Source organism: Massilia sp. P2_C2 (genome assembly GCF_056404615.1).
The window spans coordinates 17,243-28,986 of record NZ_JBFUDR010000046.1 but is presented as its reverse complement, the minus strand read 5'-3'; the positions used below and the strand labels follow the sequence as shown (position 1 = coordinate 28,986).

Below are 11,744 nucleotides of genomic sequence, written 5' to 3'. Positions count from 1 at the left end.
CCCTGGAAGATAGCGCTACCCTGCGCCAGGAGTTGGCGCAGCTGCTCGATTTGCTCCACAATAACAACCTCAAAGCGATGGCGCAGTTCGATGCGCTACGCCCCGCACTCGCCAGGTTCGAACCCTGCAAGGAAGCGCCGCTGGCCGATGCCGTGGCCACCCTGCGGTTCGAAGAGGCGGCACAACTGGTGCGGGCATTACTGGAGACAAAGGAGGATGCATGAGCTGGACCGACATGGCCGTCAATGGCCGCATCCTGGTGGTCGACGATGCGATGGAAAACATCCAGATCCTGCACGGCGCCCTGCAGGATGAACACGAAGTATTGTTCGCCATGGACGGTCCACGCGCGCTCGACATCGCGCGCACCCAGCAGCCCGACCTGATCCTGCTCGACGCCGTCATGCCCGGCATGGACGGGTATGCCGTGTGCCGCGAATTGCTGGCGGCACCCGAGACGAGCGATATTCCCGTGATCTTCGTGACGGCGCTGAAGTCGCCCGAGGACGAGACGCGCGCGCTGGGCGCCGGCGCCGCCGACTTCATCAGCAAGCCGGTGAACGCGGCCGTCGTGCGTGCGCGCGTGCGCACCCAGCTCACCGTCAAGCGCCAGCGCGACGCTTTGCGCGCGCTGATCCTCACCGATGCGCTGACGGGCGCCGCGAACCGGCGCGCATTCGACGAACGCCTCGACGCCGAATGGCGCCGCTGCGGACGCGCCGGCCTGCCGGTCGCACTGATCCTCGTCGACATCGACCATTTCAAGCTGTACAACGACCACTACGGCCACCAGGCCGGCGACGCCACGCTCGTGCAATTCGCAGGCGCCATGCGCCGCGCGGCCGCGCGCACGCAGGACCTCGTGGCGCGCTACGGCGGCGAGGAATTCGCGATCCTGCTGCCGCAGCTGGACGCGCGCGGCGCCACCGGCGTGGCGCACCGCCTGATGACGGAACTCGAACAGCTGGCGATCCCGCACGCGGCATCGCCGACGGCGTCCTGGCTGACGGCCAGCATGGGTATCGCCTGCATGGTGCCGGGCGAACACAGCCTGCCGGCCGACCTGATCCAGGCGGCCGATGCCCTGCTATACCAGGCCAAGGCGGAGGGCCGCAACCGCTACCGCGTGGGCGGCGCCGACTGCGTCGCCTGACGGCGCACGACCGTCAGCCGTAGCGGCGCACGAGGAACTCGGCCACGCACACCGGTTTCGTTGCGCCCTCGCGCTCCACCGTGACGTCGAGCGTGAGCTGCGCCGCCCCCGCGTCTTCCTCCAGCGCCGCCAGCACGATGGCCGCGCGCACGCGGCTGCCGGCCGGCACCGGGCTCGGGAAGCGCACCTTGTTCAGGCCATAGTTCACGACCAGCTTTGCGTCGACCATCGCAAGCACGTCCGCCAGCATCGACGGCAGCAGCGACAGCGTGAGGAAGCCGTGCGCCACGGTCGTGCGGAACGGCGACTCGCGCGCGCAGCGCTCCGGGTCCACGTGGATCCACTGGTGGTCGTCGGTGGCGTCCGCGAACGTGGCGATCCGCGCCTGGTCGACTTCGAACCAGCGCGAGCGGCCAAGCTCGGTGCCGACCAGGGCCTTCAGTGCTTCCAGGCCCTCCACTTCGTGCAAGGCCTTGGTCATTGTGATTCTCCCCCGCCGGGCCGGCGCCCGAACATGCCCATGCCCTCGACCGTGCAGACGGTCTCGCCATGCTGGTTGATGGCAATCCACTTCGACCAGACGACGCCGCGGTCCGGCTTCGACGCGGACGGCTTCACCTGCACGGTCCGGTAGCGCACGTTCAAGGTGTCGCCGGCGCGCACGGGTGCCAGCCAGCGCACGCCATCCAGGCCGGGCGAGCCCATGCTGGCGGACCGGTTCAGCAAGCCGTCGACGACCATGCGCATCATCATGCCGCACGTATGCCAGCCGCTGGCGATGACGCCGCCGTAGATCGAGTGCGCGGCGGCAGCGCGGTCGACGTGGAACGGTTGCGGATCGTACGCCCGCCCGAAGGCGACGATCTCCTCCTCCGTGACGGTGCGCGTGCCCAGGTCGATGTCCTGGCCGGGCGCGAAATCCTCGAAATACCAGGTTTCCTTCATGCCGCCTCCTCGTCGTCGTAAAAATCCGGCTGCGCGATGAAGCGCGCCAGGTGGTGGTCGGCATCGCCCAGGGTCAGCTCGATCGTCGACAGGCGCTTGAAATAATGCGACGCCGGCAATTCGTCCGTCACGCCCATGCCGCCATGCAGCTGGATCGCCTGCTGGCCGACGAAGCGCGCGGCCTGCCCCACGCGGTACTTGGCCGCGGCCACGGCGCGGCGGCGTTCGGCCGCCGCACTGCCGTCGGTGGCGTCGCGCGCGGCGCCGGCCAGGCGCACGGCCGCCAGCAGCGCCATCGAACGGGCCTGCTCCAGGTGCACGTACATGTCAGCCATGCGATGCTGCAAGGCCTGGAACTTGCCGATCGGGACGCCGAACTGCTGGCGCGTCTTGAGGTAGTCGAGCGTCGCCGCGAACAGGGCATCCATCGCGCCGAGCGCCTCTGCGCACAACAGGCCGGCGCCATAGTCGGCCACCGCTTCCAGCACGCGCCAGCCACCGCCCACCGTGCCAATCATCGCATCAATGTCCACGCGCACGTCGCCTACGCGCACGTCGCGCAACAGCACGTCGGCGGCACGCTGGCCGTCCAGCGTGCGCACGTCGCGGATGGCGATGCCCGGCGCATCTGCCGGTACGGCGAACAGCGTGATGCCATCCTCGTCGCGCTGGGCGCCGCCGGTGCGGGCCGATACGATCAGCACGCCTGCCTGGGCGCCGTGCAGTACCACCTTCTTCTCGCCATGCAGCAGCCAGCCGTCCTGGCCGGCGCCGGTGGTGCGGGTTGCGCGTGTTGCAATATCCCTCAGGTCGTGGCGGGACTGGCGCTCGCCCAAAGCGCAGGCAAGCTTCAGATCACCGGCCGCCACCCGTTCCAGCAGCATGCCATGCGAGGCGCCATGCCGCAAGAACTCGGCGCCGAGCATGGTCGCGAAATACGGTTCGACCACGAGTCCACGGCCCAGTTCCTGCATCACGACGAACATGTCGACGGCGTCGCCATCGAAACCGCCGTGGCTTGATGGCAGCGGCAGCGCGGTCAGGCCGAGCTCGGCGAGCGTGGCCCAGGCCGCGTCCGAGACGCCGGCGGGCGAGGCCACGATGGCACGCCGCGCGTCGAACGTGTAATCGCGGGCGATCCAGCGCCGGAGGGCGTCCGCCAGTTGCGACTGTTCTTCCTTGAAGTTGAAGTCCATGTCTTTCCTCACAGGCCCAGGATCATCTGGGAAATGATGTTGCGCTGGATCTCGTTCGATCCGCCGTAGATCGACGTCTTGCGGTAATTGAAGTAGTGAGGAAGCAGCGGCGCGGCGAAGTCGTCGTCGATGACGCTGTGCTCGCTTGCACCCTCCAGGTAGGCGGGATCGAACGGCAGCGCCAGCGGACCGGCCGCTTCGACCATCAGCTCGGACAGCCGCTGCTGGATCTCGGTGCCGCGCACCTTCAGCACGGACGCTTCCGGGCCCGGTGCCCTGTTCGCATCGGCGAGTACGCGCAATACGGTCATCTCGAGGGCCATGAGCTCGATCTCGAGATCCGCCACCTTGGCGGCAAACAGCGGGTCGCGCAGCAGCGGCGCGCCGTCCTTCTGCTCGCGCCGGGCCAGCGCCTTCAGCCGCGCCAGTTCGCGCTTCGAGCGGCCGACGGCCGCGATGCCGGTGCGCTCGTGGCCGAGCAAATACTTGGCATACGTCCACCCCCGGTTTTCCTCGCCGACGAGGTTCGCCACGGGCACGCGCACGTTGTCGAAGAACACCTCGTTCACCTCGTGGTCCTCGTCCAGCATGATGATCGGGCGGACCGTGACGCCGGGCGCATGCATGTCGATCAGCAGGAACGAAATGCCCTCCTGCTTGCGCACGGTCGGGTCGGTGCGCACGAGGCAGAAGATCATGTCGGCGTGCTGCGCGAGCGTCGTCCACGTCTTCTGGCCATTCACGACGTAGTGATCGCCGTCGCGCACGGCGGTCGTCTTCAGCGAGGCGAGGTCGGAGCCGGCGCCTGGCTCGGAATAGCCCTGGCACCACCAGTCCTCGCACGACAGGATGCGCGGCAGGTAATAGTCCTTCTGGGCCTGGCTGCCGAATGCGATGATGACGGGCGCGACCATGTTCACGCCGAACGGCAGGATGGGCGGCGTGCCGGCGCGGGCGCATTCTTCATCGAAAATGTGGCGCTGCACCGGCGTCCAGCCCGGTCCGCCGTATTCGCGTGGCCAGCCGGGCGCGACCCAACCCTGGCGCGCGAGGATACGGTGCCAGCGCACGTAATCGTCCTTGTGCAGGCGCAGGTGATTCACCACCTTGTGGCGCAGGTCTGCCGGCAACTCGGCCTCGAGGAAGGCACGCACCTGGTCGCGGAAAACCAGGTCTTCGCCGGTATAGGTCAGGTCCATGTCGTCTCCTTGATTGGATCGGCCAAAAAAGCACGACCGTTCCAAAGATTGTACCTGAAATCATCCGGCGGAACGCAGTGCACGCGCGACGTGCACAAAAGCATCGCCCCCGGCGGGACGGACCCGGCTTCGGGCCCGCCCCACCGGGGGCGACGGATACGACACGAATCAGCGCTTGCGGCGACGGGCGACGCCCAGCGCTGCCGCGAGGGCCGCGTTGCTGTTGCCCGTCGCGTTCGAAGCTTGCGACGGCAAGGCTGCCCCGCCCTTGGTAACGCTCGCGTGCATACCGCCACTCCAACCGACAACTGCCGCTTGCGCGCCGCATGCGCTCCCGACCATGAGAGCCACAGCGATGAGATACCGTGTTGACATATGAACTGCTATCGAGAAGGTGCGCACAAGTGCTCACCGATCTCTTCCTGCCCCGAGCCGTCCTGCTGACCGTGCTCGTGCCTGACAGGCGTCACTTTCCCGCCTCCCGCCGACCCATCGCCGGCGGCAGTGCCCGGCGTCACCGCCTGGCTCGCCTCGGGTAGCGCCGTTTGCGTCGCGTAGACGCCGGTGGCGAGCCGTTGCAGATTGACCGCCGTGTTCACGTCGCGGTCGTGATGCGCGCCGCAGCCGGCACAGGTCCAGGTACGCTCGCCGAGCGCGAGCTGGTCGTTACGCTCCCAGYGCTGCAGAGTCTTGACCGTGGTCCCCAGCAGCCTGGCGGCCTGCCCGGTTCCCATCGTGCTTTCCATGATCACGATTGGACACGTCTACTTACATTTGGTTCGACTAGAGTCGAGCTCCTTGCTGAGAATAGTAAGTTATTCTTGATTCGACTGCTGAGCAAATGCAACACAGCTGCAAAAAGAGCAATTTTCAATTGAATCGCATGAAAAAAGGCGAGGCCTCCACACAGGAAACCTCGCCTTCGGCCATCCCTTCGGACGGAAGCGGCATTTACCGCTCTTGCATATTTAACAATTCATCAATTGCCGTTTTGTTTCAGCATTGACAAGTACGGCATGGCGCGCGACGCCATCCGCGTGTCCGCCCTGAGCATGCCGGACTCGTCGGCCAGGATATGCGCGGCTTCCTGCAGGTACACGTCTTTCGCGTTCTTCGCGGCTTTCTCGGCGGCCAGCTCGGCCGTGAGGCTGCGCTCGTCGCCCTGCAGGCCGTCGTCGGCGCTCGCCGCGCCCTTCAGCACGACGTTCGTCTTCTTCGGGCTGGTCGGCATCGGCACCTTGCCGCGCTGTTCCTTGCTGCCCGGGCCGGACACCGGCTCGTCCGGATTGTCCTTGCCGACCAGGCGGGCCTCGCGCAGCTTGGCCTTGGCTTCCTGGTTCTCGCGTTCTTTGCGGCGCACGGCCTCGTTCAGCGAAATGACATTGTCCTTGCGCAGCTTCAGGGCTTCGGCGATGTCCTGCTCGATATCGAGGAAGTCGCGGTCCTTCCCGATGCGCACATCATGCTTCTTCTGCAGCGGGCCGACCAGTTCCTTCAGGTCGCCGGCCGGCAGATAGGTCGCCGGCTTGATCTGCACCCAGGGCAGCGCGTTCTCATACGACGATTCGCCGAAGTTGTCGTCGTCCGACGTCACCGGGAACTTGATGTCCGGCGTGACGCCGCGCAGCTGCGTGGTGCCGCCATTGATGCGGAAGAACTGGGCGATCGTCATCTTCAGCTCGCCGTACTTCAACTTGTCGTTCTGCGAGAAACGGTCGAGATTGATCAGCGTCTGCACGGTGCCCTTGCCGAAGCTCGGCTCGCCGATGACGAGGCCGCGGCCATAGTCCTGGATCGCGGCGGCGAAGATTTCCGAAGCCGACGCCGAACCACGGTTGATCAGCACGCCCATCGGACCGTCCCAGGCCAGGCCCGCATCCGTGTCGCTTTCGACCTCGACGCGGCCCTCCGCGCTGCGCTGCTGCACGACGGGGCCCTTGTCGATGAACAGGCCCGTCAGTTCGACGGCCTCGATCAGCGAACCGCCGCCGTTGTTGCGCAGGTCGATCAGCACGTTGTCGACCTTGTCCTTCTTCAGTTCGCCCAAGATGCGCTTGACGTCACGCGTTGCGCTCTTGAAATCCTTGTCGCCCTTGCGGCGCGCCTCGAAATCCTGGTAGAACGTCGGCAGCTGGATGACCCCGATACGCCGCTTCACGCCGTTGTCCGTGACCTCGATGATCTTCTTCTTGGCCGACTGCTCTTCCATGCTGATCTTCTGGCGCACGAGCGAGATGGTCGTGTGCTTGCCGTCCTGGCCGGCGTCGGCCGGCAACACGTCGAGGCGCACGGTCGAGTTGCGCTCGCCGCGCACGAGCTGGACGACGTCGTCGATGCGCCAGCCCATCACGTCCGTGAACGGACCGTTGCCCTGCGCCACGCCGACGATGCGGTCGCCCACCTTCAGCTTGCCGGACTTGTCGGCCGGGCCGCCGGGCACGACCTCGCGGATCACCGTGTAATCCTCGCGCGACTGCAGCACGGCGCCGATGCCGTCCAGCGACAGGCGCATCGCGATATCGAAATTCTCGGCCGAGCGCGGGCCCAGGTAGTTCGTGTGCGGTTCGATCGCCATCGCATAGGCGTTCATGAACATCTGGAACACGTCCTCGTTATTCAGCTTCTTGAGGCGGTTCTGGTAACCCTCGTAGCGCTTGTCCAGCGTCTCGCGGATCCCTTTCTCATCCTTGCCGGCCAGCTTCAGGCGCAGCCAGTCGTTCTTCACGCGGCGGCGCCACAGGTCCTTCGCCTCGTCCTCGTTCTTCGCCCAGACGGCCTTTTCGCGGTCGATCTGCAGGGTCTCGTCCGCCGTGAAGTCGAACTTGCCCTTCAGCAGCTCACGCGCATAAGCCATGCGGTCGAAGAAACGCTGCTGGTAGACGTTGTAGATCTGAAAAGGAATCGTCAGGTCTTCGTTGTTGATCGCGTCGTCCAGCTTGGTACGGGCGGGCGCGAAGCTGTCGATGTCGGCCTGGGTGAAGTACAGCTTTTCACTGTCGAGCGCCTTGAAGTAGGCGTCGTAGATCTTCGCGGACATCGCATCGTCGAGCGGCACGGCCTTGTAGTGGTAGCGCGCAAGCACGCGCGACGCCCACAGGGCGGCCTGGGTCTGGGCGACGGATGGCTTGAGCTGGACGGTGGCGGCCTGTGTCTGGACGGCGGCCACCTTTTCCGGCTGCGCCGTGACCACATGGGCCGACATGGCAAACGCCAGCGCGACCATCAACATCTGCTTCTTCATTCTTCGATTCTCCGGACGGGATATTCGTTAAGCGCCTGCCTGGCACAGGCCGAAGGCGCGCCGACACAGCGGCGGATACGACCCATTCTACAGGATAGCGTGGCGACGCAGAGCGCCCAGTGCGCGTTTTCAGCCGAGCTTAAGTCTTGGCGCCGGGGCCTCGGCTACGGTTTTACAAAACGAAACAAACTGGTGTGGAACCAACACCACCAGGCAATGGCAGCCGCAGCAATGATCAACAGATAAGGCCAGCTGCGCAGCGCCAGCTTCCAGTCCACGGGGGATGGCCAGAACGACAGGAATTGCGGTGCCAGCACGAGGGTCAGCACCAGGTCGGCCGGGCCGAAGCGCCACGGGCTGCGGGTACGCCACCAGGCGACCGCGAGCGGCACGAGCAGCACGAGGAAGGGCGCGAGTGCGGCCGGCGCCGCGTTGTACCAACGAAGGTTGCCGAACGAGACGGAGCCCAGTTCCCACGTGCGGCCGTTGCGGCGTGGAATGATGGTAAAGCCGACCGGCTCTGCGTTGAGCAGCAGGCCGACGGAAAAATGCGCCAGCTCGTGGCACAGCGTGCCGACGACGCTGAACACAAAAAAGACCGGGTGCGCGCTGGTCACGATCCAGATCAGGAATGCCAGCGCCAACGACGGCACGAGGTACAGCATGATCTCGCCGAAGCCGCAGGCCCACGCGGGCAGATGGGCGGCGCAACCTGCCAGCCAGGACATGATCGTGGAGGTCAGCCCAGGTAGAAACAGCGGCCGCAGGCCTGGCGGTAACTCTCGTTGCCGCCGATGCTGACCTGCTCGCCTTCGCGGATGCGGCGTCCTTCCGGATCGACCCGGATGTTCATCGTCGCCTTCTTGCCGCACGTGCAGATGTTCTTGATTTCCTCGATATCGTCGGCCAGCGCCAGCAGATATGCCGAACCGGGGAAAGGCTCGCCGCGGAAATCGCTGCGCAGGCCATAGCAGATCACGGGCACGCCGCGCACCTGGGCCAGCTGGTGCAATTGCACGACCTGGGCCGTCGTCAGGAACTGGGCTTCGTCGACGAGCACGCAGGCGACATGACGCGTGCTCTCCAGGAAATCCGTATCGCGGTCGAACACGTCGACCTGACGCTGGGGGCCCAGGCGCGACGTGATCTGGCCGACGCCGTAGCGGTCGTCGATGGCGGCCGTGTACAGCTGGACCTTCTGGCCCTGCTCTTCATAGTTGTGCGCCACCTGCAGCAACGACGTCGATTTGCCCGCGTTCATTGCCGAATACCTGAAATAGAGTTTTGCCACTGCCCTGCCCTGGAATGCCGTTATACGATCCGGCGATTATAGCAATCCGGGCTGGCGCATGAGGTGGCCAACTCACTCGCCCGGGTGATATTTGCGCTCGAGATGCTTCTCGATGTCTTCCTTGTAAAACAGGACATCCTTGAATTCGCCGCGGCTGTACATCGCCCCCTGGTCCGCGAAATGGGGCGAGCGCGGAACGCCGCTTTCGCCCCCGGCCAGGATGCTCTTCGCGCGCACGCGCGGGCCGAACTCGACGGCCGACGTGTGCATCCAGCCGATGCGGTCGTTGAAGCCTTGATAGATGAAGAACTGCCCCCCACGTCACGGCCCCGTAGGCGTTCAGTCCTTCCCCGCTCACCATGTGGATCTCGGGGCGGAAGTAGAACGACGTGTGCGGGTTGATCAGCAACAGCGCATGTCCACCAGCCGTGCGCGCGGGCGCGATGGCGAAGCCGTTCGAGCCGCGCGGCTCCGGATCGAAGCCGTTGTCCGTTTCGCCGAGGTCGGCCAGCGTTACCTTCGGCGCCAGTTGCGGGCCATAAAACACTTCCAGTCCCTTCAGGTCGATGCTTTCGATATCGCCGCCGATGCTGCCCTCGCTGAACGCGAGCGCCATCCACGGTTCGAATCGGGTGATCAGCTTCGGTTTTACCTGCGGATGCGTGGCGAGATACCAGTTCAGGCCATCGGCATACGCGTCCATCAGCGTCTTCAGCCAGGCGGGACTCGCCGCATACTTCGCCTTCAGGTCGACCGGATCGATGTAGAGCTTCATGCGCAGGTCGCGCCAGATCTCCTTCTCCCCTTCGACCTCGGCCAGCCGGCCTAGCGCATTGATGTGTCAGTTCGACGCGGTTGAAATCGTCCTCGGCCTGCGCGTACAGCATGCCGAACACAGCATCGGCATCCGTCTTGCCGAACACGTGCGGGATGCCCCACTGGTGGCGCATGATCGTCACGCGCCACGCCGCCRCCTTCATGCGCGCCAGGTCGGCCGCCGCGAATGCGGAGCGCACCACGGCCGCGGCCCTGGTGGCAGCGGCGTGCGCCGGGAGCGGCGGCGTCAGCGCCAGCAACGCGGCGCAGGCCAGCGGGGCCGGCGTGCAGCGGGACGTCGTCACGCCTCCTCCTCGTCGGGATCAGGCACCACCGAGCGCGGCAAGCTTCTGGCGCAGCACTTCGTTTTCCGTCATCAGGGTGGCGACCCGGTCCTTCAGTTCGCCGACCTGGGACCGCAAGGCCTTGACCTGTTCTTCCGGCGAATCCGGCACGGTTTCCTTCTTCGGCTTCGCGCCTGCCTTCTGTTCGCGCACCTGGCGCGCAGCCTGCTGCAATTCCTTGCGTCCGCCGGCCACGGCCGCGATCTGCGCTTCCGGCGGCAGCGACGCGACGGTGGCGGCGGCGCTTACCGAAATCGCCCCGCTGCGTACGGCCTCGACCAGCTGCGGCGCCGCCGTCTTGCGGATGCGTTCGATCTGACTCAGCGTGTTCGCGGACACACGCGCGGCTTTCGCGACATCTTCGCGCGTGCTCCAGGGCGGATCGGTCGGATCGTCGGCCGCTTCCTGGGCCGCTTGTTCCGGCGCGGCGTCCGGCGGTTGCTGCGCGGCGCGCTGGGCGGCGCGCGCGGCCACGATTTCCTTCTTGCGCAGGGCGAGCATGCCGCGCTGAAAATCCGAGACGCTGCGGCGCGCGAGATTATTGTCGATCACCCACAGCATGACGTCCTCGAGCGAATCGAACTTGTCGTTGGCGACGGTGCGGAACGGGATGTCGTGCTTGCGGCAGATGTCGTAGCGGTTATGGCCATCGATCAGCACGTCGCGCCACAGCACGAGCGCATCGCGGCATCCGTCGGCCAGCAGGCTGCGTTCGAGCGCCGCGTATTCGACGGGCGTGAGGGGATCGATGAATGAGCGGAGTTCCTCGTTGATCGTGATATTCAATGTTTTTCCTTGCAGGGTCCTGCCGCAGCGACGCGGCCGCGGGCGTATGGCCCCGCATGCTACACCATGCGTGGCGCGGACTGAAGCCGGCCTTTTGCGTATGTACAGCGCGCGTGGAATGGCAGCGTGGAAGGAATCGGGGCACAATACGGCGGTCTCGGCAGTGGAGAACGCAGGAATGAATCGACGACGCGACCGTATATCCTCCATGTTCATCGATACTGTGGTGGCCGCCAGCCGGCAGCACGGAATCGCCCGGGCCGCACGTCTGCTGCACGAGGATGGCGTGCCGCTCGACGTTGCGCTGCGTGTGCTGACGCGGCCGGCGCAGCGGCGCGTCGCGGATCGGCCACGTCCTGTCGTGCTGGAGGTGGCAGCAGCGCTCGTCAGGCCGTTCGGTAATACCCGGCCACTGCCTTTGCGGACAACGTTGTAATTTCGACCCTGACCGGGTCCGGCTGTGCTAGAATCCTGCGCGCTGCCCGGATGGTGAAACTGGTAGACACCCGGGACTTAAAATCCCGTGCCAGCGATGGCGTGCCGGTTCGATTCCGGCTCCGGGCACCATTTCTTTTCTCTCGCCATCTCCAAACGTCTGCCCTGTCCCGCCCTCTGCAATTAAGTGGTTCGATCGTTTCAGTTCATCTCAATTTACGGCGAATCAGATCATGCGACTGAAGGTAGACGTGACGGTATCAAGACCATGCCAAAAACGGAATACGGCCACAACATGCACCGGGACAGCTATTGCGTTGATGGAGACGTTCGTTCAG

At 65.5% G+C, this 11,744-nt stretch carries 12 protein-coding genes, 1 tRNA gene and 1 pseudogene; 4 read left to right on the top strand and 10 right to left on the bottom strand.

All coding sequences use genetic code 11. The features are described 5' to 3' along the window. A partial coding sequence (locus AC1DYX_RS08200) for a hypothetical protein (RefSeq protein ID WP_477258134.1) occupies nt 1-224 on the top strand: 224 nt, incomplete at its 5' end. Beyond that, on the top strand, nt 221-1,153 hold the full coding sequence (locus AC1DYX_RS08195) for a diguanylate cyclase domain-containing protein (protein ID WP_477258132.1): 933 nt from the start codon (nt 221-223) through the stop codon (nt 1,151-1,153). The genes AC1DYX_RS08200 and AC1DYX_RS08195, both read left to right, overlap by 4 nt. 13 nt (nt 1,154-1,166) lie before the next feature. Here the strand turns inward: AC1DYX_RS08195 and AC1DYX_RS08190 are convergent, their stop codons facing one another. From AC1DYX_RS08190 to AC1DYX_RS08145, 10 genes and pseudogenes are all read right to left on the bottom strand, one after another. Further along, nucleotides 1,167-1,634 (bottom strand): MaoC family dehydratase, encoded by a 468-nt coding sequence (locus AC1DYX_RS08190; protein ID WP_477258130.1) that lies wholly within the window; start codon nt 1,632-1,634, stop codon nt 1,167-1,169. Further along, nucleotides 1,631-2,098: a MaoC family dehydratase gene (locus tag AC1DYX_RS08185; protein ID WP_477258128.1), complete on the bottom strand. Its 468-nt coding sequence runs from the start codon at nt 2,096-2,098 to the stop codon at nt 1,631-1,633. Before AC1DYX_RS08185 ends, AC1DYX_RS08190 begins: the two co-directional genes overlap by 4 nt. Beyond that, nucleotides 2,095-3,294, bottom strand: coding sequence for an acyl-CoA dehydrogenase family protein (locus AC1DYX_RS08180; RefSeq protein ID WP_477258126.1), 1,200 nt, complete (start codon nt 3,292-3,294; stop codon nt 2,095-2,097). Before AC1DYX_RS08180 ends, AC1DYX_RS08185 begins: the two co-directional genes overlap by 4 nt. An 8-nt stretch (nt 3,295-3,302) precedes the next feature. Then, the gene (locus tag AC1DYX_RS08175; RefSeq protein WP_477258124.1) at nt 3,303-4,493 is read right to left on the bottom strand and encodes an acyl-CoA dehydrogenase family protein; all 1,191 of its coding nucleotides are present in this window, start codon (nt 4,491-4,493) and stop codon (nt 3,303-3,305) included. 383 nt (nt 4,494-4,876) lie between these two features. Next, complete coding sequence (locus AC1DYX_RS08170) at nt 4,877-5,227, bottom strand: zinc ribbon domain-containing protein (RefSeq protein WP_477258122.1); 351 nt, start codon at nt 5,225-5,227, stop codon at nt 4,877-4,879. Nucleotides 5,228-5,472: 245 nt separating this feature from the next. Further along, nucleotides 5,473-7,734 carry a carboxy terminal-processing peptidase gene (locus tag AC1DYX_RS08165; protein ID WP_477258120.1) on the bottom strand — a complete coding sequence of 754 codons (2,262 nt, stop codon included), beginning with the start codon at nt 7,732-7,734 and terminating at the stop codon, nt 5,473-5,475. 164 nt (nt 7,735-7,898) lie between these two features. Next, nucleotides 7,899-8,462: a hypothetical protein gene (locus AC1DYX_RS08160; RefSeq protein WP_477258118.1), complete on the bottom strand. Its 564-nt coding sequence runs from the start codon at nt 8,460-8,462 to the stop codon at nt 7,899-7,901. An 11-nt stretch (nt 8,463-8,473) separates the two neighbouring features. Beyond that, on the bottom strand, nt 8,474-8,995 hold the full coding sequence (locus AC1DYX_RS08155) for a thymidine kinase (RefSeq protein WP_477258116.1): 522 nt from the start codon (nt 8,993-8,995) through the stop codon (nt 8,474-8,476). Next, a pseudogene (locus tag AC1DYX_RS08150) lies at nt 8,946-9,975 on the bottom strand (penicillin acylase family protein). The gene AC1DYX_RS08155 and the pseudogene AC1DYX_RS08150 overlap by 50 nt, the downstream one beginning before the upstream one ends. A gap of 189 nt (nt 9,976-10,164) precedes the next feature. Then, nucleotides 10,165-10,971, bottom strand: a complete 807-nt coding sequence (locus AC1DYX_RS08145) for a hypothetical protein (protein WP_477258114.1) — start codon at nt 10,969-10,971, stop codon at nt 10,165-10,167. 208 nt (nt 10,972-11,179) lie between these two features. On the opposite strand from AC1DYX_RS08145, the gene AC1DYX_RS08140 reads away from it, so the two are divergent. Continuing rightward, nucleotides 11,180-11,407, top strand: coding sequence for a hypothetical protein (locus tag AC1DYX_RS08140; RefSeq protein WP_477258112.1), 228 nt, complete (start codon nt 11,180-11,182; stop codon nt 11,405-11,407). Between the two features lie 44 nt (nt 11,408-11,451). Then, nucleotides 11,452-11,538 (top strand) — tRNA-Leu (locus AC1DYX_RS08135). Nucleotides 11,539-11,744 lie beyond the last annotated feature (206 nt).